Origin of the sequence: Streptomyces sp. NBC_01217, from assembly GCF_035994185.1 — a bacterium.
GTDB lineage: Bacteria > Actinomycetota > Actinomycetes > Streptomycetales > Streptomycetaceae > Streptomyces.
In genome coordinates this window covers 6,344,815-6,371,811 of the sequence record NZ_CP108538.1, presented here as the reverse complement: position 1 = coordinate 6,371,811, position 26,997 = coordinate 6,344,815, and the positions used below count along the sequence as shown (strand labels likewise).

General features: G+C 71.4%; 19 protein-coding genes. 3 read left to right on the top strand and 16 right to left on the bottom strand.

Annotated elements, in window-relative coordinates; translation table 11 throughout:
- Positions 1–6 precede the first annotated feature (6 nt).
- Complete coding sequence (locus OG507_RS28590) at positions 7–2,844, bottom strand: putative bifunctional diguanylate cyclase/phosphodiesterase (protein ID WP_327370016.1); 2,838 nt, start codon at positions 2,842–2,844, stop codon at positions 7–9.
- A 362-nt stretch (positions 2,845–3,206) separates the two neighbouring features.
- Positions 3,207–4,157, bottom strand: a complete 951-nt coding sequence (locus OG507_RS28585) for a 2-hydroxyacid dehydrogenase (RefSeq protein WP_327370015.1) — start codon at positions 4,155–4,157, stop codon at positions 3,207–3,209.
- Between the two features lie 168 nt (positions 4,158–4,325).
- Here OG507_RS28585 and OG507_RS28580 point away from each other — a divergent pair, with 168 nt between their 5' ends.
- From OG507_RS28580 to OG507_RS28570, 3 genes are all read left to right on the top strand, one after another.
- Positions 4,326–5,282, top strand: coding sequence for an aldo/keto reductase (locus tag OG507_RS28580; protein ID WP_327372138.1), 957 nt, complete (start codon positions 4,326–4,328; stop codon positions 5,280–5,282).
- A gap of 204 nt (positions 5,283–5,486) precedes the next feature.
- Positions 5,487–6,653: a PQQ-dependent sugar dehydrogenase gene (locus OG507_RS28575; RefSeq protein ID WP_327372137.1), complete on the top strand. Its 1,167-nt coding sequence runs from the start codon at positions 5,487–5,489 to the stop codon at positions 6,651–6,653.
- Between the two features lie 22 nt (positions 6,654–6,675).
- Positions 6,676–6,996 carry a DUF6191 domain-containing protein gene (locus OG507_RS28570; protein WP_442811034.1) on the top strand — a complete coding sequence of 107 codons (321 nt, stop codon included), beginning with the start codon at positions 6,676–6,678 and terminating at the stop codon, positions 6,994–6,996.
- A 32-nt stretch (positions 6,997–7,028) separates the two neighbouring features.
- Here OG507_RS28570 and OG507_RS28565 read toward each other — a convergent pair whose 3' ends face one another.
- The 14 genes from OG507_RS28565 to OG507_RS28500 all read right to left on the bottom strand — a co-directional run bounded on the left by OG507_RS28565 (position 7,029) and on the right by OG507_RS28500 (position 26,978).
- Positions 7,029–10,181 (bottom strand): helix-turn-helix transcriptional regulator, encoded by a 3,153-nt coding sequence (locus tag OG507_RS28565; protein WP_327372135.1) that lies wholly within the window; start codon positions 10,179–10,181, stop codon positions 7,029–7,031.
- 69 nt (positions 10,182–10,250) lie between these two features.
- On the bottom strand, positions 10,251–10,436 hold the full coding sequence (locus OG507_RS28560) for a hypothetical protein (RefSeq protein ID WP_327370014.1): 186 nt from the start codon (positions 10,434–10,436) through the stop codon (positions 10,251–10,253).
- 229 nt (positions 10,437–10,665) lie between these two features.
- A complete protein-coding gene (locus OG507_RS28555) occupies positions 10,666–11,310 on the bottom strand; it encodes a hypothetical protein (RefSeq protein WP_327370013.1) in 645 nt (214 codons plus the stop codon).
- An 80-nt stretch (positions 11,311–11,390) separates the two neighbouring features.
- The gene (locus OG507_RS28550) at positions 11,391–11,945 is read right to left on the bottom strand and encodes a GNAT family N-acetyltransferase (RefSeq protein ID WP_327372134.1); all 555 of its coding nucleotides are present in this window, start codon (positions 11,943–11,945) and stop codon (positions 11,391–11,393) included.
- Entirely contained in the window at positions 11,945–14,188 is a 2,244-nt protein-coding gene (locus OG507_RS28545; protein ID WP_327370012.1) for an MMPL family transporter, read from the bottom strand. The genes OG507_RS28550 and OG507_RS28545 overlap by 1 nt, the downstream gene beginning before the upstream one ends.
- A gap of 169 nt (positions 14,189–14,357) precedes the next feature.
- Entirely contained in the window at positions 14,358–16,484 is a 2,127-nt protein-coding gene (locus OG507_RS28540; protein ID WP_327370011.1) for a phosphocholine-specific phospholipase C, read from the bottom strand.
- Between the two features lie 221 nt (positions 16,485–16,705).
- Positions 16,706–18,214, bottom strand: coding sequence for an Asp-tRNA(Asn)/Glu-tRNA(Gln) amidotransferase subunit GatB (gene gatB, locus OG507_RS28535; RefSeq protein WP_327370010.1), 1,509 nt, complete (start codon positions 18,212–18,214; stop codon positions 16,706–16,708).
- 15 nt (positions 18,215–18,229) lie between these two features.
- Positions 18,230–18,469 carry a hypothetical protein gene (locus OG507_RS28530; protein WP_093897778.1) on the bottom strand — a complete coding sequence of 80 codons (240 nt, stop codon included), beginning with the start codon at positions 18,467–18,469 and terminating at the stop codon, positions 18,230–18,232.
- Positions 18,466–19,968: an Asp-tRNA(Asn)/Glu-tRNA(Gln) amidotransferase subunit GatA gene (gatA, locus tag OG507_RS28525; protein ID WP_327370009.1), complete on the bottom strand. Its 1,503-nt coding sequence runs from the start codon at positions 19,966–19,968 to the stop codon at positions 18,466–18,468. Before gatA ends, OG507_RS28530 begins: the two co-directional genes overlap by 4 nt.
- A gap of 5 nt (positions 19,969–19,973) precedes the next feature.
- The gene (gene gatC, locus OG507_RS28520) at positions 19,974–20,270 is read right to left on the bottom strand and encodes an Asp-tRNA(Asn)/Glu-tRNA(Gln) amidotransferase subunit GatC (RefSeq protein WP_015036350.1); all 297 of its coding nucleotides are present in this window, start codon (positions 20,268–20,270) and stop codon (positions 19,974–19,976) included.
- Positions 20,271–20,409: 139 nt separating this feature from the next.
- Positions 20,410–22,566, bottom strand: coding sequence for a putative bifunctional diguanylate cyclase/phosphodiesterase (locus tag OG507_RS28515; RefSeq protein WP_327370008.1), 2,157 nt, complete (start codon positions 22,564–22,566; stop codon positions 20,410–20,412).
- Between the two features lie 369 nt (positions 22,567–22,935).
- Positions 22,936–25,164 carry an NAD-dependent DNA ligase LigA gene (gene ligA, locus OG507_RS28510; protein ID WP_327370007.1) on the bottom strand — a complete coding sequence of 743 codons (2,229 nt, stop codon included), beginning with the start codon at positions 25,162–25,164 and terminating at the stop codon, positions 22,936–22,938.
- Positions 25,165–25,194: 30 nt separating this feature from the next.
- On the bottom strand, positions 25,195–26,220 hold the full coding sequence (locus OG507_RS28505) for a methionine synthase (protein ID WP_327370006.1): 1,026 nt from the start codon (positions 26,218–26,220) through the stop codon (positions 25,195–25,197).
- A gap of 68 nt (positions 26,221–26,288) precedes the next feature.
- On the bottom strand, positions 26,289–26,978 hold the full coding sequence (locus tag OG507_RS28500) for an SDR family oxidoreductase (protein WP_327370005.1): 690 nt from the start codon (positions 26,976–26,978) through the stop codon (positions 26,289–26,291).
- Positions 26,979–26,997: the final 19 nt, after the last annotated feature.

Genomic DNA, 26,997 nt, shown 5'->3' with positions numbered 1-26,997 from the left:
AGCGTGTCAAGTGGGTGGGACGGGCGTCTCAACATGTGAGCCACTGAGGAGCGGGATCGAGCCGCCTGCCAGGACCGGCTGGGCGGTGGCGCTGCTGGGCACCGGGAACTCGCCCCGGGCCAGGGCGCGGCGCAGCCGGTACTCGTCGAGCGGCCCGGAGAAGGCCATTCCCTGGCCGTGCGTACAGCCCATGGCGCGCAGTGCGAGGACCTGCTCCGGTACGTCCACGCCGTCGGCCACGGACTGCATACCGAGGTCGCAGGCGATGCGCAGGAGGCCGCTGGTGATCTTGTGCAGCCGGGCGGATTCCACGACTCCCTCGACGAGACCGCGGTCCAGTTTCAGTACGTCGATGGGGAGCCGGCGCAGGGCGTTGATCGCGGCGTAGCCGCTGCCGAAGCCGTCGAGTGCGATGCGGACGCCGAGCCGGCGCAGCGCGACGAGGCGCTGTTCGAGTTCTTCGAAGGAGATCCGGGGGTCGCTGTCGGCGACCTCGATCATCAGGGCGCCGGAGGGCAGGCCGTGCCGGGTGAGCAGCGCCTCGACGGAGCCGAACGGCATGCCCTTGTCGAGGAGGCGGCGGGCGGAGAGCCGCACGGCGACGGAGACCGGGTGGCCGGCCCTGGCCCGGTCGGCGGCCTGCTCGACGGCCTCTTCGAGGAGCCAGCGGCCCAGCTCGGCGGTGCGGTCGCCGTCCTCGGCGACGCGGAGGAATTCGGCCGGGGTGAACAGGATGCCCTGGGCGGAGCGCCAGCGGGCCTGGGCGGCGACGGCGGCGACGGTGCCGCTGGCGAGATGCACCACGGGCTGGTGGAGCAGGGCGAACTCGCCGTCGCGCAGGGCGGTGCGCAGCCGGGCGGCCAGCTCGGAGCGGCGTACGACTTCGGCCTGCATCTGCGGGGCGTACAGCTCGACGCGGTCCTTGCCGCCCGCCTTGGCGCGGTACATGGCGAGGTCGGCGTTGCGCATGAGGTCGCTCGGGGAGATGCCGGGCTCGGCGAAGGCGACGCCGATGGACGCGGCGACCCTGACCTCACCGGCGCCGATGCGGTACGGCTGGGAGAGGGTCAGGCGCAGCCGGTCGGCGATCTCGTGGACCTGGCATTCGCGGGCGGACTGTTCGCGGATGCCGTCGCCGAGGATGATCGCCGCGAATTCGTCACCGCCGAGGCGGGCGGCGGTGTCACCGGCCCGTACGGACTCGTGGAGGCGGCGGGCGGCCTGGATGAGGAGCTCGTCGCCCGCCTGGTGGCCGAGGCGGTCGTTGACCGCCTTGAAGCCGTCGAGGTCGATGAAGAGCACCGCGGTGCCGGGGTCGCCGGAGCGGCGGCCGCCCAGGGCCTGGCGTACCCGCTCGGTGAACAGGGCGCGGTTGGGCAGGTCGGTGAGCGGGTCGTGTTCGGCGTTGTGCTGCAGCTGGGCCTGCAGGCGCACCCGTTCGGTGACGTCGCGGCTGTTGAGGATCAGTCCGCCCTGGTGGCGGTTGACCGTGGATTCGACGTTGAGCCAGTCGCCCGTACCGGATCTGAAGCGGCACTCGATGCGGGTGGTGGGTTCCTCTCCCGGGGAGGCGGCGAGGAACCGGCGCACCTCGTGGACCACCCGCCCCAGGTCCTCGGGATGGATGATCGAGGCGAGCTCGGCGCCGACCAGGTCGTCGGCATCGCGCCCGTACACCCCCGCGGCGGCGGGGCTGACGTAGCGCAGGACGCCGGAGGGGGCGGCGATCATGATGACGTCGCTGGAGCCCTGCACCAGGGAGCGGAAGTGGTTCTCCTTCTGGGCCAGCTCCTGGGTGAGGGCGATGTTGTCGACGAGCATGATGCCCTGCCGTACGACCAGGGCGAGCACCACCGTGCAGCCGGTGAAGACCACGACCCGGTCCACCCGGCGGCCCTCGATGACGTTGTACAGAATGCCGAGGGTGCAGACGGCGGCGGCGAGATACGGCGTCAGCGCGGCCAGCGATCCCGCGATGGGGCGGCTGGTCGAGCGCGGCGCCCCCCGCGGCGGGAAGGCGTTGTCCGCCGCGCTGTTCGCGCCCCAGGGTGCGTACGCGAGGAGCAGGGAACCGGCGAACCAGCCCGCGTCCAGCAGCTGGCCGGAGTGGTAGCTCTGGCGCAGCAGCGGAGAAGTGAACAGCGCGTCGGACAGGACCGTCAGGGCGAGGGCGGCGACGGCGGTGTTCACCGCGGAGCGATTGACGCTGGATCGCCGGAAGTGCAGGGCCAGCACCATGGAGACCAGCACGATGTCGAGCAGCGGATAGGCCAGCGAGAGCGCGGCGCGGGCCACGCTCGCGCCCTCGGCGTCCACGAGATGTGCGGTGTGGGCGAGGGCGAGGCTCCAGGAGAGCGTGAGGAGCGATCCGCCGATCAGCCAGGAGTCCAGTGCGAGACAGAGCCAGCCGGCCCGGGTGACGGGGCGCTTGGCGAGGACGAGCAGCCCGACGACGGCGGGCGGTGCGAAGCAGAGGTAGAAGACGTCGGCGAGGGAGGTGCCGGGCACCGGGATGCCGAGCACGACCTCGTACCAGCCCCAGACCGCGTTGCCCCCGGCGGCCATGAGCGAGGAGAGCGAGAACAGCAGCCAGGCGGGCCGGAACCGGTCACCGCCGGTCCGCGCGTAGAGGAAACAGGAGACGGCCGCGACCAGCGCGGCGGCGCTGAGGCCGAAGTCCCCCATGATGAGCGCCAGTTCCGAAGAACCCCAGCCGAGGGCCGCCCCCACCGCGTAGCCGCCGCAGACGAGGCCGAGCAGGACCTGCGGGACCAGTGCGGATGCGCCGCCGACGGCCGACCGCCGGGAGAGGAACGCCCCGAGGGCGCCGGCCGGGGCGCTCACCGGGGATCACCCGACGCCGCCGGGTGCGCGCGCACCCGGCGCCCGGACGGGGCCCGCTCCGGCCCTGCCGTCCGCCTCGCGACAACCGGCGCGCACGCCCCGCGGCCGGACTGCGGGGAGCCCGGAACGGGTACCGCTCGCCGCCGACTGCCCCGCGGTGTCGGATCGTTCGCCCATCGGCCGTACATCGCCCGTATCCCCCTCGCGTATTGCGTCCTCCCCGGCGCAGCCCTCTCCTCGGCGCAGCGCCCCTTTCGGGACGATACACCAGACCGGTCACGCAGGGACATAGCTTGTCTACTCTCCGTGACGATCAAGGGTCTTGTCGGTACGGTACGCAGTCGCGTGGACCCGCAGCGTGGTCAGCCGGTGGTGCGCACGACGTTGTGCACCGGCTCCCCCGCGGCGAAGCGGCTCAGCTGCCCTGCCACCAGCCGTCGGGCGCGCGGCAGGAACGCCGAGGTGCTGCCGCCCACATGAGGAGTGATCAGGATATTCGGAGCATGCCAGAGCGGATGGCCGGAAGGCAGCGGTTCCGGATCGGTGACATCGAGGGCGGCACGCAGCCGGCCGGACTCGAGTTCGAGCAGCAGCGACCCGGTGTCGACGACACCGCCGCGCGCGACGTTCACGAGCAGCGCTCCGTCCCGCATCGCGGCGAGGAACTCCGCGCCCACCAGCCCTTGTGTGGACGCGTTCAGCGGGGTGGACAGCACGACGACATCGGCCTCGGGCAGCAGTGCGGGCAGTTCGTCGAGTGCGTGTACGGGGCCGCGTGCTGTTGCCCGTGCAGAGCGCGCGACGCGCGCCACCCGCGCACACTCGAAGGGCGCGAGCCGGTCCTCGATGGCGGCGCCGATCGATCCGTACCCCACGATCAGCACGGACTTGTCGGCGAGCGCGGGGTAGAAGCCGCTCCGCCACTCCTCCTCGTCCTGGCCCCGGACGAACCCGGGAAGGCCGCGCAGGAAGGCGAGGATCAGGGTGAGGGCGAGCTCCGAGGTCGACGCCTCGTGGACTCCCCTGGCATTGCACAGCCGAACCCCGACGGGCAGCAGTCCGAGCCCCGGCTCGATGTGGTCGATGCCCGCGGAGAGCGTCTGCACGATCCGCACGGCCGTCATGCCGGCAAGCGGACGGACCGCGACCTCGGGGCCCTTCATGTACGGCACGACGTAGAAGGCGCAGTCGGCCGGATCGGCGGGATAGTCCTGCGCGCCGTCCCAGAAAAGGTAGTTGAGACCCTCGGGGAGTCCTTCGATCTCCTCGGCGGGAAGCGGCAGCCATACGTCGGGCGTCTTGGTCGAAGTCACGGTCAGGAGGCTAATCCCCGGGAGGCCGGGCAAGGGCGGTGGGCGGCAGAGGCTACTTTGGGGTGCTGTGTGGTCCCGTGACTGCGGGGCCGAGGTCTCGTGGTCACGGGACCTTAGGGAGGGTCAGGGGAGTTGGAGCGCAGGAGTCTCGGTGCGGCGGCACTCGCCGTGGGTGCGGTCGGGCTCGGCTGCATGCCGATGAGCTGGGCGTACAGCGCGTCGCAGCAGCGCGGTGACCGTGCGTTGCGCGCGGTGCACGCGGCGCTGGACGCGGGCGTCCAACTGCTCGACACGGCCGACATGTACGGCCCCTTCACCAACGAGCTGCTGGTGGGCCGGGCGCTGAAGGGCCGCAGGTCCGATGCGTTCGTCTCCACCAAGTGCGGGCTGCTGGTGGGCGATCAGCACATCGTCGCCAACGGCCGCCCCGGCTATGTGCGGCGGGCCTGTGACGCCTCGCTGCGGCGGCTGCAGACCGAGGTGATCGATCTGTACCAGCTGCACCGGGCCGATCCCGAGGTGCCGGTGGAGGAGACCTGGGGCGCGATGGCGGAGCTGGTGAGCGCCGGGAAAGTGCGGGCGCTCGGACTCTGTGCGGTCGGGGCGCGGGCCTCGCGCCGGCCGGGGGCGCGGATGTACGACGAAACGATCCGTCAGCTGGAGCGGGTGCAGCAGGTCTTCCCCGTGAGCGCGGTCCAGGCGGAGCTCTCGGTCTGGTCGCCGGACGCGCTGGAATCGCTGCTTCCGTGGTGCTCGGCGCGGGGAGTCGGGCTGCTGGCGGCGATGCCGCTGGGGAACGGCTATCTGACGGGAACCCTGACCCCGGGTCAGGGTTTCGAGCCGGAGGATCTGCGGGCCAGGCATCCGCGGTTCACGGCCGAGATGATGGCGGCGAACCAGCCGGTGGTGGTCGGGCTGCGGCGGATCGCCGAGCGGCACGGGGCGAGTACGGCGCAGGTGGCGCTGGCCTGGGTACTGCGGCAGGGGCCGCATGTGGTACCGGTGCCGGGGACCAAGCGGGAGCGGTGGGCGGTGGAGAACGCGGGGGCGGCCGGGCTGACGCTGACCGCGCAGGACCTGGCGGAGATCGCCCGGCTGCCCGCGGCGCGGGGGTCGTGGGACTGAGCGCAGGCGTTGTCCGCGTGGTCGGCGGCCGAGAAAGTTGGCGGCGTCGGGAACCCTGAGCGGGGCCGCGGTGTAAGAACGAACAGTGGTCGGGTCGCCGTCGAAGGGATCGATGCTGTGCGCGGTGTTCTGTTCAAAGATGCTGGAGATGTACGAGGCCCCGCGGGCCGCGCGGGACGGCGCCGGGGCGTGCGCCGCGGGGCGGTGGCCGCGCTGGCGGCGGGCACGCTGCTGCTGACGGCCGGGTGCTCCTCGGAGGACGGTTCCGGCACCACGGCAGGCGGCGGCACGACGCCTGCCCGGCCCTCCCCCGCCGCCTCGGGCCCGTCGGCCGCCCCGTCCCCGTCGGTCGCCCTGCCGCCCGCGAAGGGCTCGGTGAAGGTGGTCTCCACCCTCACCGAGGGTCTCGACTCGCCGTGGGGGCTGGCGCAGCTGCCCGACGGCGATCTGCTGGTGTCCTCGCGCGACCGGGGCACGATCACCCGGATCGACCAGAAGAGCGGCAGGAAGACCCTGCTGGGCTCCGTGCCCGGGGTGGCGCCCGACGGGGAGGGCGGGCTGCTGGGCATCGCAGTCTCACCCACGTACGGCTCGGACCATTTCGTGTACGCGTATTTCACGACCGCGTCCGACAACCGCATCGCGCGCATGCAGTACGACGAGAACGGCACGACGCCCGGACAGCTGCTGGGTGCACCGGACACGATTCTGCGGGGCATCCCGAAGGGCACGATCCACAACGGCGGGCGGATCGCGTTCGGCCCGGACCGCATGCTGTACGCGGGCACCGGTGAGACGGGGGACACCGGGCTCGCGCAGGACAAGAGGTCGCTGGCCGGCAAGATCCTGCGGATGACCCCGGACGGGCAGCCGCTGCACGGCAATCCGGAGGCCGACTCCGTGGTGTATTCGTACGGTCACCGCAATGTGCAGGGGCTGGCCTGGGACGGGCAGAAGCAGCTGTGGGCGTCCGAATTCGGACAGGACACCTGGGACGAGCTGAACCGGATCGTGCCGGGCGGGAACTACGGCTGGCCGGAGGCCGAGGGCACGGCGAAGAAGCCGGGATTCATCGACCCCGTGGCCCAGTGGAAGACCTCCGAGGCCTCCCCGAGCGGGATCGCCTTCGCCGCGGGTTCGGTCTGGATGGCGGGCCTGCGCGGTGAGCGACTGTGGCGGATTCCACTGTCCGGCAAGCCGGACAAGGAATCTCTGGCGCCCCCGCAGGCGTTCCTGGAGGGAAGGTACGGGCGTTTGCGCACGGTGCTCGCCGCGGGCGGCAACAGGCTCTGGCTCGTCACGAACAACACGGACACCCGTGGCACCCCGAAGCCGGGAGACGACAGGATCCTGGTGCTGGAGGTGCGGTAGCGGCTACAGCAGGTGAAAGGGCGTGCGGCCGGTGTTCAACTTCTTCGAGGAGCTCTTCGCACCGGGCCGTAAGCACGCCGCCGAGGAGCAGAGGCGGCTGGAGCTGAGCCGGGTGGATCTCGGTGTCGGCGACCCGGGGCGCGGGCCGATAGACCTCGCCTCCGGAAAGGTGACCGTCAGGGCGCCGGGGGCCGACAGCGGCCCTGCGGCTGACCGGGAGGCGCTGCCGGACCCGGACGGCCCGGACGCGGTCGCGGTCGATCCGGAGATGGCGTCCGGGCCGGGTACGCCGGACGACCCGGAGAGCGGGCCGGCCCAAGCAGGGCCGGACGCGCGGCCCTGAGAGGGCCGGGGGCGCCGGGGGCGGTTCCGGCGTCAGGAGGCGGCGTTCCCGGCGGGGTACAGACGGAGCCTGTGGGCCAGGGCGGCCGCCTCGCCGCGGCTGGAGACGCCGAGCTTGGCGAGGATGTTGGAGACATGCACGCTCGCGGTCTTGGGCGATATGTAGAGCTCCTCGGCGATGCGGCGATTGGTGTGACCGGCGGCGACCAGCCGGTGCACATCCTGTTCGCGGCGCGTCAGCCCGAAGGACTCCACCGCCGCCGCGGCGGCCTCGCGCAGATGGTCCTCGGTCTGCTCGCGGTCCGCGGTCTCCTCGGTGGTGCCGTCCCGGTCGGGGACGGTGACGGCGGCCGGTATCTCGTGCGCGGTGCCATGGGCCCCGGTCCGCTCGGGCGCGGTGAGGGTGATGCGGGCGCGGCCCGCCAGCAGCTCGATGGTCTCGGTCAGCGGGCGGGCGCCGAGTCGCCCGGCGGTGTGGTGGGCGTCGCGCAGCAGGGCGGTGGCCGCGGACCGGTCGCCGGAGGCGATGAGCAGGGCCTCGGTCCAGCGGTAGTGGATCTGGGCCAGTTGGTACGGGCGGTGGAGCGGGGCGAAGGCGGCGGCGGCGCGGGACCAGTGGTCGGGGGTGTCGAGGCCCTCGGCCCTGGCCAGCTCGGCGTCGACCAGAAGACCGTGCGCCGCCCAGACGGGGACGAGCATCGGCAGCCGCTTCAGGTGGGCCCGGACGGCCGCGAGGATCGCCGGACGACCGGGGTCGGCCGCGGGCAGCCCCCGGGAGTCGGCCTCGGCGGCGGCTGCGACATGGAGCAGCGGCAGGGCGTACCGCTGGGTGCCGGGCGGGAAGCCCTGCTCCGACTGTGCCTCGAACACGGCCCGCGCCTCGGGGAGCCGCCCCTGCTGCACGGCGAGCATCATGGCATGGCGCACGGGAGTGATGAGGTGTTGGGGCTGCGGGTCGCGGGAGCCGAAGAAGCGCCGGGTCAGGGCGAGTTGGATCTCGGCTTCGGCCAGGTCCCCCTGGGCGAGGGCCAGTTCGGTCCGGTGTGAGGCGACGAGTCCCTGCGCCTTGCCGGACTGGGCGGCGCGGGCCGCCGCGTCGGTGGTGGTCCGGCTCTCGTCCCAGTGGCCGAGGGAGAAGAGCGAGGTCGCCTGGTTGCAGCGGACCCAGGCCTCCATGTCGGCGATGCCGTGGCTGCGGCTGATCTCGATGCCGTGGTCCGCGGCGGCCACAGCCTCCAGGGAGCGGCCCATGGCTTCGAGGGTGGAGGGGAGGTTGATGCCTGCCCGGCTCATGATGCCGACCAGGTGCAGCTCGTCGGCGCGGTCGCGGACCGCGTACATCTCGGCGATACCCTCGTCGGCATCGCCCGCGTCGGCGGTGAGCCAGCCACGGGTGAGCCTGGCGTGCAGTTCGATGTACTCGTCACCGACGAGCCTGGCGTACTCCACGGCCCGGTCGACGGCGAGCAGTGTCTCGGCGCCCGGGCGGTGCAGCGCGCCCCATCCAGCCACGCTCATCAGGACATCGGCGTGCACGGCGGACGGGGGCAGGCCGCGGACGAGCTCCTGGGCGTTGGCCAGTTCCTGCCGGCCGTCGCCCCGGGCGAGGTCCTGCATCAGCCGTGAGCGCTGGACCCAGAACCAGGCGGCGCGCAGCGGGTCGTCCTCGCCGTTCAGGACGCGCATGGCCTTCTTGGCGATGGCCAGGGCCCGTTCGCGATCGCCGCCGAACCGGGCGGCGACGGTGGCCTCGGCCATCAGGTCGAGATAGCGCAGCGGGGTGGTGTCGGGGTCGCAGCCGCAGGCCGGGTAGCTCTCGGCGTAGTCGATGGGGCGCAGGGTGCGGCGCACCTCGTCGGGGGCGTCGTCCCACAGCTCCATCGCCCGTTCCAGCAGGCGCAGTTGCTCGGAGAACGCGTAGCGGCGGCGGGTCTCGGCCGAGGCCTGCAGTACGGCGGGCAGGGCCTTGGCGGCATCGTGTGCGCCGTACCAGTAGCTGGCGAGCCGGGTGGCGCGTTCACCGGCGCGGACGAGGGTGGGGTCGGCCTCCAGGGCCTGTGCGTAGCGCCGGTTGAGCCGGGAGCGCTCGCCGGGCAGCAGGTCGTCGCTGACGGCCTCCCGGACCAGGGAGTGGCGGAAGCGGTAGCCGTTGCCCTCGGGGGAGGTGAGCAGCAGATTGGCGCCGACGGCCGCCCGCAGCGCCTCGATGAGCTCGTCCTCGGCAAGTTGCGCCACGGCGGCCAGCAGTTCGTACTCGACGGTGGAGCCGCCCTCGGCGACGATCCGGGCGATCTTCTGGGCGCCGTCGGGGAGCGCTTCGACGCGGACCAGCAGGAGGTCGCGCAGCGAGTCGGAGAGCCGGGAGTGGTCGCCGCACTCCAGGCAGCAGGCGAGTTCCTCGACGAAGAAGGCGTTGCCGTCGGAGCGTTCGAAGATCTCGTCCACGAGGGCGGGCTCGGGGGTGGCGGCGAGGATGCCGGTGAGCTGGCGGCGGACCTCGGCGCGGTTGAAGCGGGCGAGTTCGATCCGGCGGACGGCACGGAGCCGGTCCAGCTCGGCGAGGAGGGGGCGCAGGGGGTGGCGGCGGTGGATGTCGTCGGAGCGGTAGGTGCCGATCACGACGAGGCGGCCGCTGCGCACGGTGCGGAAGAGATAGGCGAGGAGATGGCGGGTGGAGGCGTCGGCCCAGTGCAGGTCCTCCAGGACGAGGACGACCGCGCGCTGTGCGGAGATGCGCTCCAGGAGTCTGGCGGTGAGTTCGAAGAGGCGGGCGGTGCTGTGCTCGTCGGTCGCGTCCCGGTCGGCCTCGCCGAGTTCGGGGAGCAGGCGGGCCAGCTCGCCCTCCTGCCCGGAGCAGGCCGCGGCCATCTCGTCGGGCAGGGTGCGGCGCAGGGCGCGCAGGGCGGTGGAGAACGGGGCGTACGGCAGGCCGTCGGCGCCGATCTCGACACAGCCGCCGACGGCGACGGCGGCCTCGCGGCGCACCGCCGCCGCGAGGAACTCCTCGACCAGCCTGGTCTTGCCGACGCCCGCCTCGCCGCCGATGAGCAGCGCCTGCGGCTCGCCGCCGGTGCCGCCGCCGCTCGGCGCGGTGGCGCGGGTGAGCGCATCGACGAGGGAGGCGAATTCACCTGCGCGGCCGACGAACACGGGACTGACGGACCTGGTCTCCACGTCGCCGAGCATCGCATACGGGTCCGACAGTGCGGGCCCCGGAATCGGTTCGTCCGGCATCACGCAGCCGCCACAAGGCCGCTACGCGGCGTGGACGAACCGGTTCCGGTCCGTACTCACCGGCCCCTCCGCCTCCTTGCGTACGGATTCACGCGCGGCCCTGCGGGCGGCCCGGCGGGCACGACGGGCCTCCCCGACAAGCCGCGCCTGCTCGGCCCGGCGCCGCAGTTCGGTCTCGTGCACCTTGTGGAGTTCGAGGGCGTACATGTGCTTCTCCCTGAGGACGACGGCCTGTTGGGGCCTGGGGGGCGGCAGTGCTTCTGCCGTGCCCCCACTGTCGTCTCCCAGGGGGTGCCACCACATCGGGTGAGTTCCGCATCTTCACCGGGTGGGAGGCCTTAGCCGGGTGCGGACACTGCCGCATACGGGCCGGGACCGCCCGGGCGGATGCCTTAGACGGCCGCTGGGAGGTGCGTACTCACTCGGCTCGCTCGGCTCACTTGGTGGTGACCGCGGTCGGCAGGGAGACGATGAGGTCGAAGTACATGCCGACGGATATCAGCACACCGAGGACACCGAGGGCGATGCCGGCGGCCGCGACGGCACGCACCCAGCCGGGCTGCGGGTGCGAGGAGGGCGCGCCGAAGGCCGGGCGGACCAGGGCGAAGACGCCGACCAGCAGGGCGAGCAGCGCGAAGAGGCCGTTGACCAGCGCCGTGGAGTGCCAGGCGTCGCCGTAGATCTCGGAGATCTGCTGGGCCGCGGAACTGCCGCTCGGGGTCTTGATCTGCCCGATCAGGGTCTCGCGCTCCGCGATGACCTTGCCGGCCCAGGACCCGCTGAGCGCGACGACCCCGAGTCCGGCGGCGGCGACGGCCGCGGCGGCCGGGACGAGGCCGGACGGCCCCTTGCCGGAGTCGTCGAAGTCGGCGCCCTCGAAGCCGGAGGCGGCGGAGTCGTCGGCGTCGGTATCATCGAGGCCCTCGTCGGCCGTCGTGAGCTCTCCCTCGGCTTCGGCCGCCCCCTTGTCGAGGTTGTGCGTCGCGTCGTCGGCAGTGGTCACCCCGGCCGCGGTCTCCTCGGCGTCGGGAACCGCCGGAGCGGTGGGGGTGGTGGTGTTCATGGGAGTTCTGGGGTTCATGTCCCGCACGCTAGGCGGCCCGTATGAGAACCTCCTTAACGCCGTCCCCACCCCCGCTTAACGCCGTCCCACCCCCGCCCTCAGCCCTTCTGTTCCCGCCACTCCCGGGCCAGTACGGACCAGATCTCCGAGTCGTGCCGCTCACCGCGGTACAGGTAGTTCTCGCGCAGCACCCCGTCGCGCGTCATGCCGAGCCGCTTGGCCACGGCGATGCTGCGGGTGTTCGCGGCGGACGCGTCCCACTCCACGCGGTGCATGCCGCGCTCGTACACCGCCCAGTCGATCAGCTTGCGTGCCGCCCGGGTGACCAGGCCGCGCCCCTCCCCCGCCGGTTCCAGCCAGCAGCCGACCTCGCAGTTGCCCGACTCCGTATCGAAGATACGGAACAGGACACCGCCGACGAGCGTGCCGTCCAGCCAGATGCCGTAGAGCCGTCCCGTGTCGGCCGCCTGCTTCTGCGCGTACCGCCCGAGCAGGGCGCGCGCCGAGTCCAGGTCGGTGGCGAAGGAGGCGAAGGGGATCCAGGGGTCGACGATCTCGCGGGCCCGGTCCATATGGGCGAGGAACTCCGCCGCCTGCCAGATCTCCAGCGGACGCAGCTCCGCTCCGTCGTCGCCCAGGGATATCGCGAACATCATGCTCCTTCTCGAACCGCTTCCACCGCTCGCACGGCGTGCACGGCTTCCGCTTCCACCGATTGCGCTGCCTGCGGGATCTTCGCATGCGGCGCGCCGCACTCGGGAGGCTCGATGCTGATCCGCGGCAGCCGCTGGTCCAGCCAGCGCGGCAGCCACCAGTTCGCCCCGCCCAGCAGATGCATCAGGGCGGGGACCAGCAGCGTACGGAGAACGAAGGCGTCCAGGGCGACCGCCGCGGCGAGCGCGATGCCGAACATGGCGATGACCCGGTCCCCGCTCAGGACGAACGCCAGGAAGACCGAAATCATGATCACGGCCGCGGAGTTGATCACCCGGCTGGTCTCGGCGAGGCCGACCCGGACCGCCCGCCGGTTGTCGCCGGTCTCCAGCCACTCCTCGTACATCCGCCCCACCAGGAACACCTGGTAGTCCATGGAGAGCCCGAAGAGCACCGACACCATGATGACCGGCAGGAACGGCTCGATGGGCCCGGAGCTTCCCAGGCCCAGCAGTTCGCTTCCCCACCCCCACTGGAAGATCGCGACGACGACCCCGAACGAGGAGGCGACGGCGGCCACGTTCATCGCGGCGGCCTTCAGCGGAATGCCGATCGAGCGGAAGGCCAGCAGCAGGAGCAGACAGCCGAGCCCTATGACGACGCCGACGAAGAGCGGGAGTTTGCCGATGATGATCCTGGCGAAGTCGTCGTAGCTGGCCGTCACGCCGCCCACATGAGCCCGGAGCGAGGTGTTCGCCTCGGCCTGCGGGAGCACGTCCGTACGCAGCCGTTCGACGAGCCTGCTGGTCTGCTGCGACTGCGGTGACGACTTCGGTACGACGGTGACGAAGGCCGCGTTGCCGCTGTTGTTGTACGTGACCGGACCGACGGAGGCCACACCGTCGGTGACCCGCAGCGCGTCCGGCAGGCCGTCCATCGCGAGCCTGTCGTCCGCGCCGTCGAGCTGTGCGGCGATCGTCAGCGGGCCGTTGACACCGGGCCCGAATCCGTCGGCCAGCAGGTCGTACGCCTGCCGGGTGGTCGATGTGTTCGCGTTGTTGCCCTGGTCGGAGGTGCCCAGATGCAGGGAGAACGTGGGCAGTGCGAGGACCAGCATCACCACGGCGGCGAGCGCCCCGAGCAGCTTGGGGTGGCGTTCGACGAAGGCGGACCAGCGGGCGGCGAAACCGGTGGTCAGTTCGGGCTGCGGCCCGCGCTCGACGAGCCTTCTGCGCTCGCGCCGGCTCAGCGCCCGCATGCCGATGAAGGACAGCAGGGCGGGCAGCAGGGTCACGGACGCGGCCACGGTCAGGACGACGGTGAGCGAGGCGGCGATCGCCACGCCGTTGAGGAAGCCGAGCCGCAGGATCAGCATGCCGAGCAGCGCGATGCAGACGGTGGCCCCGGCGAAGACGACGGCCCGCCCGGTCGTCGCGACGGCGTTCTGCGCCGCCTCGGCGACCGTCATGCCTCTGCGCAGCCCTCTGCGGTGCCGGGTCACGATGAACAGTGCGTAGTCGATGCCGACACCCAGCCCTATCAGCATGCCCAGCATGGGGGCGAAGTCGGCGACGGTCATCACATGGCCGAGCAGCACGATGCCCGCGTACGCCGTACCGACGGAGACGAGGGCGGTCGCGATGGGCAGCATGCTGGCGGCGAGCGAGCCGAAGGCGAGGAACAGGACGGCCGCCGCGACGACGACCCCGATGGCCTCGCTGAGGTGGGCGGACGGCGCTTCGGTGAGGGCGACGGCCGAGCCGCCCAGCTCCACCTGGAGGTGGTCGCCCGCGGCCGCCTGCGCGGTGTCGACGACGGCCTGGGCCTGCTGCACCGGGATGTCCTCGGACTGCTGGTCGAAGGTGACCGTGGCGTAGGCGGTGTGTCCGTCCTCGCTGATCTGTCCGGCGCCGGACGCCCCGTAGGGCCCGGTGACGGCGCCGACGCCGGGCAGCTCCTCGACCGCGTGCAGGGTCCGGGTCATCGTCTGGCGGACGTCGGCGGCCCGCACGGTGGAGTCCGTGGTGTGCCAGACGATGGTGTCCGTGTCACCGCCGAGGTCCGTGAAGCCGCCCTTGAGGAGCTCGGCGGCCCGGCCGGACTCCGTACCGGGCACCTCGTAGTCGTTGGAGTAGGCAGAACCCGCGAAGCCCGCCGCGGTGGCCGCACCGCCGAGGGCGAGGAGCCAGATGAGAACGGCGATGAGACGGTGCCTGATGCACCAGCGGGCAATGGCAGCCAACGGACGTGCTCCCTGATGGTTCGCGGTTCTTCGCGGTGTTAAAACATGAAATACCCGCAAAGAACACATGACCTGAGAACCGCCACTCTGGCAGCCGAAGGTGATCCTTTGTCCCTTTCGTGTCGTTACTCACAAGGGACGCAGGAATCACCGCGGCCGGCGCACCGGGTCAGCCTGAGACGCTCACCCGGCCGTTCTCGATGTGCCCCATCAGCCTGCGCCGGAAGACGTCGTCTCCTTCGACGGTGACGGCCAGGTCGTACCAGCCGTGTGCGTCGGCAGCCGAGTGCACGACCGTACGGCTGCGCCCCGGCCTGACCTTGACGGTCCTGGTCCAGTCCCGCAGGTCCGCCTCGTCGACGTACCCCAGCGGCCGCACGGTGAAGGTGAGCGTCGTCCGGCCGGTGTTGCGCAGGGTGAGGTGCAGATCCCGCTCGTGCGCGTCGACCCGCGAGGCGACCTCGGCGCCTGCCGAGACACCGTCCTTCGCGGGCCCGGCGAACTCGCGCCGGAAGCCGTTCGGCCCCGTCACCGTGAACCGGTACGCCGCACCGGTAAGGGGCACCGTCCATTGCGCCGTGCCCCTTACATCCCGGTGCTGCGGCACGGGGAACTCACCCGCGTACGGATACAGCGCGAAGTGCGCCGACGAGCGCCCCGTGTTGCTGAGGGCCACCCGCACCGCCCCGTCCACCAGCCTGGCCTGGGCGTCCGGCTGGTACGGCAGCGGACGGGCCGGGCGCGCGCCCGGCTCCTGTACGGGCATCTGCTGCACCAGCGGCGGCTTCGGTGCCCAGCGCCCGCTGAACGGCGGGATGGCGCCGGGCTGCTCCACCTCGGGCCTGCGCCGCGTGTGCTTGAAGTCGAAAGCCGAGGTCAGATCGCCCGTGACGGTGCGCCGCCAGTCGCTGATGTTCGGTTCCCTCACCCCGGTCCAGCGCTCCAGGAAGCGGACCACGGAGGTGTGGTCGAAGACCTCGGAGCAGACGTAGCCGCCCACGGTCCACGGCGAGACGACGAGCAGCGGCACCCGTATCCCGAGGCCGGTGGGCTTACCCTCCCACTGCTCGTCAGCCACCTCGGCCGGCGCGACCGGCGGCGGCACGTGGTCGAAGAAGCCGTCGTTCTCGTCGTAGTTGATGAGGACGGCGGTGTGGCGCCACACATCGGGGTGCCTGCCCAGCGCGTCGAGGATCTTGTAGACGATCGTCGCGCTGTGGATCGGCGAGGAGACGCTCGGGTGCTCGGAGTCGACGGCCGAGGGCACCAGGTAGGAGACCTCGGGCAGCGTGCCCGCCGCCACGTCCTTGGCGAACTCGTCGGCCAGCGTTCCGGTCTCCACCCGGCGCAGCGCGCGCTCGAAGAGGCTGCGCTCGTTCTTGTCCAGGGTGGCGACACCCTCTTCGAGGAGACCGAGCAGCCGCTCGCGCTCGGCGGCGTCCGCGTCCCGCACCGCCGCGTAGAACGACTCCATGTACGTGTGGCCGCCGGTCCGCACCAGCGCCTTGCGGGCGATCGCCTTGAAGGTGGCGAAGAACTCGATCTGGTTGTCGGTGAAGTTCTCCCACTCGGTGTACGTGCGCCAGCTGCGCCCGGCCTTCTCCAGCCGCTCCGCGTACGTGCCCCAGTCGTAGCCGGGGTGCGTGCCCTCGTCGTACGCGTCGTTGCCGACGGCCCGCTTGCCGTTCGCCTCGTAGCCCGTCTTCCCGCTCCACAGGTAGTTGCGGTTGGGGCTGGTGGAGGTGTGGATGGAGGAGTGGTAGGCGTCGCAGACGGTGAAGGTGTCGGCCAGTTCGTAGTGGAGCGGGATGTCCCGGCGGTCGTAGTACGCCATGGTGGCGGCCGTCTTGGCGGTCACCCAGCCGTTCATCCACCCGCCGGCCCACGCCTTGCCGCCGCCGCTCCAGGAGTGGTCGAGCGCGCCGATGTACTGGAGGTCCTTCTTCTGCGTCTCGGCGGCGTCCCGCACCGGGAACGGCAGCACGGAGGTGCCGGACGCGGCGGGCTGCTCGAAGACCGGCTTGCCGGAGGGCAGTTCGACCGCGTTGCGGTCGCCGAAGCCGCGCACCCCGCGGAGCGTTCCGAAGTAGTGGTCGAAGGAGCGGTTCTCCTGCATCAGGATCACCACATGTTTGATGGCTCCGAGCCCGTCGACGCCACCGGACCCGGCCGGGTGCTCCGGCTGCGCGGCGATCGCGGCCTGCAGCGACGGCGGAAGCAGCGATCCCGCCGCCGCGGCGCCGAGTGCACCGCCGCCGAGCGCGAAGAGCCGTCGCCGTGAAATGTCCGTGGTCAAGTGAGCCTCCCGAGTCCGGTGGTACAGCCCGGAAACTAATGAAGGCAGGTGGCGCCGGGAAGGATTTCGTACGGCTTGGTGGTGAACGTCCAGCGGGCCGGTCGCGACCGTCCGGCCGTCCCGGCCGCGACGGTGTCCGGACGGGCGAAGGGGCGGTGCACCCGGTGATGGGTGCACCGCCCCTTCGGGGACGTACGGAAACCGCCTGTGGAGAGGCGGGATCAGCCCTCGACGCCGAGCTTCTCCAGGATCAGCTCGCGCACCCGGGCCGCGTCCGCCTGGCCGCGGGTGGCCTTCATGACCGCGCCGACGAGCGCGCCCGCCGCCGCGACCTTGCCGCCGCGGATCTTGTCCGCGACAGCCGCGTTGGCGGCGATCGCCTCGTCCACGGCCGCGCCCAGCGCGCCCTCGTCGGAGACGACCTTCAGGCCGCGCTTCTCGACGACGGTGTCCGGGTCGCCCTCGCCCGCGAGGACGCCCTCGATGACCTGGCGTGCCAGCTTGTCGTTGAGGTCGCCCGAGGTGACGAGCTCGGCCACCTTGGCGACCTGCACCGGGGTGATCGGCAGCTCGTCGAGGCCGCGGCCGGTCTCGTTGGCGTTACGGGCCAGCTCGCCCATCCACCACTTGCGGGCCTGGTCCGAGGGGGCGCCGGCGTCGGTCGTGGCGACGATCAGGTCGACGGCACCGGCGTTGAGGATGGACTGCATGTCGTGCTCGGAGACACCCCACTCCTCCTTCAGCCGGTTGCGGCGCAGCCGCGGCAGCTCGGGGAGCCCGCCCCGCAGCTCCTCGACCCACTCGCGGGCCGGGGCGACCGGCACCAGGTCGGGCTCGGGGAAGTAGCGGTAGTCCTCGGCGTTGTCCTTGATGCGGCCGGCCGTGGTGGAGCCGTCCTCCTCGTGGAAGTGCCGGGTCTCCTGCACGATCGTGCCGCCCGAGCTCAGCACCGCGGCGTGGCGCTGGATCTCGAAGCGGGCGGCGCGCTCGACGGAACGCAGCGAGTTCACGTTCTTCGTCTCGGAGCGCGTACCGAGCTTCTCGGTGCCGTTGGGGCGCAGCGACAGGTTGACGTCGCAGCGCATCTGGCCCATCTCCATCCGGGCCTCCGACACACCGAGCGCCTTGATGAGCTCGCGGAGCTCGGCGACGTACGCCTTGGCGACCTCGGGGGCTCGTGCGCCCGCGCCCTCGATCGGCTTGGTGACGATCTCGATGAGCGGGATGCCTGCGCGGTTGTAGTCGAGCAGGGAGTGGGACGCGCCGTGGATACGGCCGGTGGCGCCGCCGACGTGGGTCGACTTGCCGGTGTCCTCCTCCATGTGGGCGCGCTCGATCTGCACCCGGAAGATCTCCCCGTCCTCCAGCTGGACGTCCAGATAGCCGTTGTAGGCGATCGGCTCGTCGTACTGCGAGGTCTGGAAGTTCTTCGGCATGTCCGGATAGAAGTAGTTCTTCCGGGCGAAGCGGCACCACTCGGCGATCTCGCAGTTCAGCGCGAGGCCGATCTTGATGGCGGACTCGACGCCGATCTCGTTGACGACCGGCAGTGCGCCGGGCAGGCCGAGACAGACCGGGCAGGTCTGGGAGTTGGCGTCCTGCTTGAGTTCGGTCGAGCAGCCGCAGAACATCTTGGTCTTGGTGCCGAGCTCGACATGGACCTCCAGGCCCATGACGGGGTCGTAGGACGCGAGAGCGTCCTCGTACGACACCAGGTCGGTGACAGTCACGGTGAAACTTCCCTCTCAGCCCAGCAGTACGTCGTCGTCGCCGATGCGCTTGAGTTCGCGCAGCAGCAGGGCGACACCGGTGGCGATGGCGGCGGCGGAGACAACGGCGTCGATCAGCCGGAGCGTGTCGTGCTCGAAGCGGGCCTTCCTGGCCTGCTTGATGACGCCGAGCGCCCCGAAGGCGGTCGTACCGATGGACAGGTACGTACCGGTCTTCGACTTCTTGAACCCCTTGGCCTTGGTCAGTGCGCTCACAGCGACGGAGCCTCCTCCAGCAGCGGGTGCCCCCACTTTTCCACGAAGGCGGCCTCGACGGCGGCTCCGACCTTGTACAGCCGGTCGTCCTTCATGGCGGGGGCGATGATCTGCAGTCCGACCGGCAGGCCGTCCTCCGGGGCCAGGCCGCAGGGCAGCGACATGGCGGAGTTGCCGGCGAGGTTGGTCGGGATGGTGCACAGGTCCGCGAGGTACATCGCCATCGGGTCGTCGGCGCGCTCGCCGATCGGGAAGGCGGTGGTCGGCGTCGTCGGCGAGACGATGACGTCAACCCGCTCGAAGGCCGTCTCGAAGTCCTGGGTGATGAGGGTGCGGACCTTCTGCGCCGAGCCGTAGTACGCGTCGTAGTAGCCGGAGCTCAGCGCGTACGTACCGAGGATGATGCGGCGCTTGACCTCGTCGCCGAAGCCGGCCTCGCGGGTGAGCGCGGTGACCTCCTCGGCGGACTTCGTGCCGTCGTCGCCGACCCGCAGGCCGTAGCGCATGGCGTCGAAGCGGGCCAGGTTCGAGGAGCACTCGGACGGCGCGATCAGGTAGTACGCCGACAGGGCCAGGTCGAAGGACGGGCAGTCCAGCTCGACGATCGTGGCGCCGAGCGACTTCAGCAGCTCGACCGACTCGTTGAAGCGCTGGACGACACCGGCCTGGTAGCCCTCGCCGGAGAACTGCTTGACGACGCCGATGCGCATGCCGTCGACGCTGCCGCTCAGGGCGGCCTCGACGACCGGCGGGACCGGGGCGTCGATGGACGTCGAGTCGAGCGGGTCGTGCCCGGCGATCGCCTCGTGCAGCAGGGCCGCGTCCAGGACGGTGCGGGCGCAGGGCCCGCCCTGGTCCAGGGAGCTGGAGAACGCCACCATGCCGTAGCGGGAGACGCCGCCATAGGTGGGCTTGACGCCGACGGTGCCGGTGACGGCGGCGGGCTGGCGGATGGAACCGCCGGTGTCCGTGCCGATGGCGAGCGGGGCCTCGTACGAGGCGAGCGCGGCCGAGGAGCCGCCGCCGGAGCCGCCCGGGATGCGGGTGAGGTCCCAGGGGTTGCCGGTCGGGCCGTAGGCACTGTTCTCGGTGGAGGACCCCATGGCGAACTCGTCCATGTTGGTCTTGCCGAGGATGACGACGTCGGCGGCCTTCAACTTCTTGGTGAGGGTCGCGTCGTACGGCGGGATCCAGCCTTCGAGGATCTTGGAGCCGACGGTGGTGGGCATGTCCTTCGTGGTGAAGATGTCCTTCAGCGCGAGCGGGACACCGGCCAGCGGGCCGAGCTTCTCACCGGCCGCCTTCTTGGCGTCGACGGCACGGGCCTGCGCGAGCGCGCCCTCGCGGTCGATGTGCAGGAAGGCGTGGACCTTCTCGTCGACCGCGTCGATCCGGGCCAGGTGGGCCTCGGTGACCTCGACGGCCGTGAGCTCACCGGACGCGATCTTCGCGGCGATCTCGGCGGCGGTGAGCTTGATGATGGTGCTGTTGTCCGTCATGGCTGTTAGTCCTCCCCCAGGATCTGCGGCACCTTGAAACGCTGCTGCTCCTGGGCCGGGGCGCCGGAGAGCGCCTGCTCGGGGGTGAGCGACGGACGGACCTCGTCCGCGCGCATGACGTTGGTCAGCGGCAGCGGGTGGGAGGTCGGCGGTACGTCTTGGTCGGCGACCTCGGAGACGCGGGCGACCGCGCCGATGATGTCGTCGAGCTGACCGGCGAAGTGATCGAGCTCTTCGCCCTTCAGCTCCAGACGCGCCAGCCGGGCGAGGTGGGCGACCTCCTCGCGCGTGATGCCAGGCATGCAGCGATCCTCAGGGGTTGGTGTGTGGTTTTGGCCCAATCCTATGGTGTCGCCCGCGGCCACTCCCGCCACCCGGGCGAACACTCAGGTCGGACGGCGACTGCCGGGCCGTGTCCGCGCAGCCCCGCCCGGCCCGCGCTCAGGTCGTCGCGGGCCGCGACTTGACCGCCCGGCCGGCCGGAGACTGCTCCAGCTCGGGCGTCGCACCTGTGGCCGCTGCGGCCGCCGCCGCGGCCGCCAGCTCCGCAGGACGCCGCCACCCGTGCTCGCCGCGCGCCCGCAGCCAGGCCGTCGCCTCCTGCGGCGGCATCGCAGCGGCGACCAGCCACCCCTGCACCGCGTCGCAGTGCAGATCGCGCAGCCGCTCCCAGGTCTCGTCGTCCTCGACCCCTTCCGCCACGACCAGCAGGCCCAGCGAGTGGGCCAGGTCGATGGTGCAGCGGACGATCTCCGCGTCCTCGTGGTCGACGGCGAGACGGGCCACGAACGAGCGGTCGATCTTCAGTTCGCTGACTGGCAGCCGGCGCAGATGGACCAGTGAGGAGTAACCCGTACCGAAGTCGTCGAGGGACATCTTCACGCCGTGCCCGGTGAGCCCGGCGAGGGTGTCGGCAGCGCGCTGCGGGTCCTCCAGCAGCACGTGTTCCGTTATTTCCAGCTGGAGCGCGCCGGCCGGGACGCCGTGCCGGGCGAGCCGGGCCGCGACGCCGCCCGCGAATCCGGGGGTGTGGACGTCACGCGGGGAGACGTTGACCGCGACCGGGACGAACAGGCCCTGCGACCGCCACCGGGCGACCTGCGCCAGCGCCGTCTCCAGGACGTACTCCGTGAGGTGGGGCATCAGGCCGGACGACTCGGCGATGGCGATGAACTCGTCCGGAGGAACCCGCCCGCGCTCCGGGTGCACCCAGCGCACCAGCGCTTCGAGGCCGGCCACCTGGCCGTCGAAGCGGACCTTCGGCTGGTAGTGGAGCTCCACCTCACCTGCGTCCAGCGCGCGCCGCAGATCGCCGAGGAGCCCGAGCCGGTCCGGGGTGTTGCTGTCCCGCTTGGACTCGTAGACCTCGACGCCCGTACGGTCGCGCTTGGCCTGGTACATCGCGACGTCCGCGCGCCGGAGCAGCCCCTCGGCGTCCAGTGCGTGGTCCGGGTAGACGGCGACTCCGGCACTGGCTTCGAGAACCAGGGTCAGACCGTCCAGATCCAGCGGGGAGGACAGCTCGGCGACCAGATGGCGGGCGACGCGCTGGGCGCTGGTGGTGGAGTCCGCCGTCGGCAGGAGCACGGCGAATTCGTCGCCGCCGAGCCGCGCGGCCTCCGCTCCCCGCGGGAGCGCGAGGCGGAGCCGTTCCGCTATCTGCAGCAGCAGCCGGTCCCCCGCCAGATGACCGAGGGTGTCATTGACCGCACGGAAACGGTCGAGGTCGATCAGGACGAGAGCGGATCTGGCACCGATGGACTCGGCGTCCTCCAGAGCCGTCCAGGTGCGCTCCAGTAGCCACTGCCGGTTGGGCAGCCCGGTCAGCGGGTCGCGCAGCTGCTCCTCGGCCCGGGCGCGGGCAATCCAGAGGGTGGAGTCCAGGGCGATCAGCGGGACCGCGAAGAGCGGCAGGAGTACGGGCATGGCCATCGCGACGACGCAGATCAGCGGTGCGATGCCGAGCAGGGCGACCGCGACGAGGCCCTGGCGCAGCAGGGCGGTGCGGGCGATGGTCGGCAGCCCGCCGCCCTGGGGTGCCCGTGCGTACCACAGCAGGACCCGGGTCACCAGAAGATAGGTGGAGGCGGCCAGGAGGACTTCCGGGACGGCCTCGATGCCCCAGTCGAGTGGCTGCCAGGGCGATTCGACGCTCTGCACCTCGCCGAACGCGGCGAGCACCAGCGCCGCAGCTCCTATCCCCAGGATGTCCACCGCGCCGTGCAGCAGCCCCTGCCACCAGCGGTGTCTGCGGGCCACACCGACGAGGACGACGACGACCAGGCTGACCAGACCGGCGGGCACCCAGCCGTACAGGAGCAGCACGGACAGGGTGAGGGCGGCCCCGGAGCCGGTCCCGCCCCACCAGCGGTCACGTCCGAGCGCGACCAGATGGCCGACGATGATCCCGGTGAGGACGGCGAGGGACCAGCCGGCCCTGCCCCCGGGGAAGAGTGCGTGTCCCTCGCTCACGGCCCGGTAGAAGCCGGTCGCGAGCTGGACAGCGGCGATCGCCACGACGCCGGCTCCCACTTTGGGCGTGAGGCCGACGAAACCTTGCAGCCGCGACACCGGTGCGGCCCTCTCGGTCGGTTCCATTCCGTCCCTCTCACAGCCGGCGGTGCCGATGTCACCTGATGGTTCAGCTCCACGCCACCACGACCCGATTTCCCACCCTGTGTTCCCACCCCGTGGCCTGGCACGGCAGGTGCGCATCTCAACAGTAGGCCGCGGAAGGCTTCTACGGGCAGCGCTCTACAGCTCTTGCCCGAATGCGAACCGACCGTCCGTCAGCATCTGCTATGCGCCGTTCGGGTGAACCCGGCCCCGCGGCGGCAACCCTTGCCCCCGTCCGTCCATCTACACCCCTTCTGCTCCCTCTTGTTCGCCGTTCGTCGCCGCTCGCCACCGCTCGTCGCTGTTCGCGACTGTTCGCCGCTGGTTCGCCGCAGCTTCACTGCCGGTTCGCTACTGGTTCGCTGCTGGTTCGCCGCCCGCTCTGTCCTGTTCCGCCGGTTCTCCGACGGGTACGGCCGCCCCTCGCGCGGCGTCCGGGCCCTGCCCGAGCAGTACGGCGAAGCCGTCCTCGTCCAGCACGGGCACCTTCAGCTGCATCGCCTTGTCGTACTTCGAGCCGGGGTTGTCGCCGACGACGACGAAGGAGGTCTTCTTCGAGACAGAACCGGTGACCTTCGCCCCCTGGCTCTGGAGCGCCTCTTTCGCGCCATCCCTGGTGTGGCCGGCCAGCGTGCCGGTGACGACGACGGTGAGTCCTTCCAGCGGGCGCGGCCCGGTCTCCTCGCCCGCCCCCTCGTCCTCCATGCGGACTCCCGCCTCCCGCCACTTGCGCAGGATCTCGCGGTGCCAGTCCTCGGCGAACCACTGCTTCACCGAGGCGGCGATGATGGGGCCGACCCCGTCGGCATCGGCCAGCTCCTGCTCGCTCGCCTCCTCGATCCGGTCGATGGAGCGGAACTGACGGGCCAGCTCCTCGGCCGCGACCGGGCCCACATGGCGGATGGAGAGACCGGTGAGGATCCGGGCCAGCGGGGCGTCCTTGGCCGCGGCGACGGCGTCGAGCATGGCGAGGGCGTTCTTCTTCGGCTCGCCCTGCTGGTTGGCGAAGACCCAGGCGGTCTTCTCCTCACCGGTCTTCGAATCACGCTTGGGCAGCCCGCTGTCCTGGTCCAGGACATAGGCCCGGATCGGCAGCAGTTGCTCGACGGTCAGCCCGAAGAGATCGCCCTCGTCCCGCATCGGCGGCTCGGCGGGCTCCAGTGGCTTGGTCAGGGCCGCGGCGGCGACATAGCCGAAGTGGTCGATGTCGAGACTCTTGCGGCCCGCGAGATAGGCGAGACGCTCCCGCAACTGCGCGGGGCAGGAGCGTGCGTTGGGACAGCGGACGTCGATGTCGGCCTCCTTCATGGGCCGCAGCTCCGTACCGCACTCGGGACAGTGCGTCGGCATCACGAACGCCCGCTCGGTGCCGTCGCGCAGATCGACGACCGGGCCGAGGATCTCCGGGATCACATCGCCCGCCTTGCGGAGCACCACCGTGTCCCCGATGAGGACGCCCTTCTCCTTCACCACGTTCTGGTTGTGCAGGGTGGCGAACTCGACCTCGGAGCCCGCCACCTCGACCGGCTCGACCTGGGCGTACGGAGTGACCCGGCCGGTGCGTCCGACGCCGACGCGGATGTTCACCAGCTTGGTGTTGACCTCCTCCGGCGGGTACTTCCAGGCGATCGCCCAGCGCGGGGCGCGCGAGGTGGAGCCGAGCCTGCCCTGGAGCGGGATCTCGTCGAGCTTGACGACGACGCCGTCGATCTCGTGCTCCACGGAGTGCCGGTTCTCGCCGTAGTACGCGATGAACTCCCGTACGCCGTCGAGGGAGTCCACCACCTTGTTGTACCTGGCGGTGGGCAGACCCCATTCGTGCAGCAGCTCGTAGGCGTGCGAGAGGCAGTCGATGTCGAAGCCGTCGCGGGCGCCGATGCCGTGCACCACCATGTGCAGCGGGCGGGTGGCGGTGACCTTCGGGTCCTTCTGGCGCAGTGAACCCGCCGCCGCGTTGCGCGGGTTGGCGAACGGCTTGTCCTCGGCCGCGACGAGCCGGGCGTTGAGCTCCTCGAAGGCCTCCATGGGGAAGAAGACCTCCCCACGGATCTCGACCAGCGCCGGAATCCGCTCCCCCTTCAGCCGGTGCGGGATCTCGGCGATCGTACGGACGTTGGGGGTGATGTCCTCGCCGGTGCGGCCGTCGCCGCGGGTCGCGGCCCGGGTCAGCCGCCCGTGCTCATAGGTGAGGTTGACCGCGAGACCGTCGACCTTCAGCTCGCACAGGAAGTGGTAGTCGGTGGTGCCGACGTCCTTGGCGACGCGCTCGCCCCAGGCCGCCAGCTCCGCGTCGTCGAAGGCGTTGTCCAGCGAGAGCATCCGCTCGCGGTGCTCGACGGAGGTGAATTCCGTCCGGTAGGGCCCCGCGACCTTCTGCGTCGGCGAATCCGGCGTGCGCAGCTGGGGATACGTCTCCTCCAGGGCTTCGAGCGCGCGCATCAGCCGGTCGAACTCGGCATCGCTCACGACCGGCTGGTCGCTCACGTAGTACCGGAAGCGGTGCTCCTCGATCTGCTCGGCAAGGAGCATGTGCTGCTCCCGGGCCTGTGCGGGCACTGCCGTCTGCTGTTCGCCGGCCATCGTCTCGTCCTCCCGTTACCCATTGCCCCGTTACTCAGGGTTGTCTGCGAGCGATCTCGCGGCCCGGGCGCAGTGGGCGAGCGCGGCGCGCGCGTACGCGGGCGAGGCACCCGCGAGCCCGCACGACGGGGTGATCACCACGGACTCCGTCAGAGTCCCCGGATTCAGCCCCAGCCTGCGCCACAGCGTCCTGACACCCATGACGCTACCGCCCGGGTCCGACAATCCGCCCGAGGCCGGGTCGGCGGAGGGCACCACCCCGAGGAAGAGCTGGGTGCCGCCCTCGACGGCTTCCCCGATCGCCTCCTCCTCACGCTCGGTGAGCAAGGAGAAATCGAACGAGATGCCGTCGGCCCCGGCCCTGCGCAGCAGCGCGAACGGCACGGCGGGCGCACAGCTGTGGACGACCGTGGCGCCGTCCCCGGCCGTTGCCAGGACCTCGCGCAGGGTGCCCTCCACGACCTGGCGGTCCACGGCCCGGTAGGTGCGGTAGCCGCTGGCCGTCCTGATCTGCCCGGTCAGTACGCCGGTCAGCGAGGGTTCGTCGAGCTGGAGGATCACGTCGGCGCCGGGCACCCTGCGCCGTACCTCCGCGAGGTGGGCGCGCAGCCCCTCCGCCAGTGAGCCCGCCAGGTCGCGGCAGGCCCCCGGGTCACCGAGCGCGGCCTCACCGCCCCGCCGTTCCAGTGCGGCGGCCAGCGTCCAGGGGCCGACCGCCTGGACCTTGAGCGGGCCCTCGTACCCCTGGGTGAACTCCTCCAGCGCGTCGAGGTCCTCGCCGAGCCAGGACCTGGCCCGGCGGGTGTCCCGTCCCGGCCGGTCGCTGATCCGCCAGCCGCTGGGCTCGACATGGCCGTACATCTCGACGAGCAGCCCGATCGTCCGGCCGATCATGTCCGCACCCGGCCCGCGGGCCGGCAGTTCCGCCAGATACGGCAGGCCCGCGCCGTCCCCGAAGGAGCCGGTGACGGTCTTCGCCGCCTCCCGTGCGTCTCCCCCGGGCATGGAACCGATTCCGGTGGCCGGGCACCCGCTGAACTTGCTCTTCTCGCTCACGTGGGAAGCCTAAGGCCGTGCCCGGCCCCGTCCGTCCCGTCCCGCCTGTCCCGTCCTGCCGGCGGCGGTCAGCGCCCGGGGCGCACCGTGAGGTCGTTGACCTCCGCGTCGCGCGGCAGGTCGATGGCCATCAGGATCGTGGTCGCCACCGACTCCGGGTCGATCCAGCGCGAGGGGTCGTACTCCTTGCCCTCCTGCTGGTGGACCTTGGCCTGCATGGGGCTGGCGGTGCGCCCCGGATAGACGGACGTCACCCGGACGCCGTTCGCGTGCTCCTCGTGGCGCAGCGAGTCGGCGAGCGCCTTCAGACCGTGCTTGCTCGCGGCGTACGCGCTCCACTCGGCGTGCGCGGCGAGGCCGGCGCCAGAGTTCACGAAGAGCACCTGGCCCTGGGCGACCCGCAGTTGCGGCAGGAGGAGCCGGGTCAGCTCGGCGGGTGCGACGAGGTTGGCGTTGAGCTGGAAGTGCCATGCCTTCGGCGTCAGCTCACCGACCTTGCCGAGCTCGACGACGCCCGCGATGTGCAGCAGTGAGTCGACCCGCTCCGGCATCGCCTGCTGGGCGAACGCCCAGGAGAGCCGGTCCGGGTTGGAGAGGTCACCGACGAGCGTACGGGCGCCGGGGTGGAGCTCGGCCAGCTCCTTGGCGCGGCCCGCGTCACGGGCCAGCAGCACGGTCTCGTCACCGCGCTCCAGAAGACGACGGGTGACAGCTGCGCCGATGCCGGAGCCCGCGCCGGTGATGACATGAGTGGACATGGGCCCATGATCGCACCCG

Bases quoted from the DNA above. Each gene is read 5' to 3' on its own strand.
- OG507_RS28550 (WP_327372134.1), bottom strand. From the start codon at position 11,945: ATGTTCGCGATATCCCTGGGCGACGACGGAGCGGAGCTGCGTCCGCTG.
- ligA (WP_327370007.1), bottom strand. From the start codon at position 25,164: ATGGCCGGCGAACAGCAGACGGCAGTGCCCGCACAGGCCCGGGAGCAG.
- OG507_RS28500 (WP_327370005.1), bottom strand. From the start codon at position 26,978: ATGTCCACTCATGTCATCACCGGCGCGGGCTCCGGCATCGGCGCAGCT.
- OG507_RS28515 (WP_327370008.1), bottom strand. From the start codon at position 22,566: ATGGAACCGACCGAGAGGGCCGCACCGGTGTCGCGGCTGCAAGGTTTC.
- OG507_RS28560 (WP_327370014.1), bottom strand. From the start codon at position 10,436: ATGTACGCCCTCGAACTCCACAAGGTGCACGAGACCGAACTGCGGCGC.
- OG507_RS28565 (WP_327372135.1), bottom strand. From the start codon at position 10,181: ATGCTCGGCGACGTGGAGACCAGGTCCGTCAGTCCCGTGTTCGTCGGC.
- gatC (WP_015036350.1), bottom strand. From the start codon at position 20,270: ATGCCTGGCATCACGCGCGAGGAGGTCGCCCACCTCGCCCGGCTGGCG.
- gatA (WP_327370009.1), bottom strand. From the start codon at position 19,968: ATGACGGACAACAGCACCATCATCAAGCTCACCGCCGCCGAGATCGCC.
- OG507_RS28555 (WP_327370013.1), bottom strand. From the start codon at position 11,310: ATGAACCCCAGAACTCCCATGAACACCACCACCCCCACCGCTCCGGCG.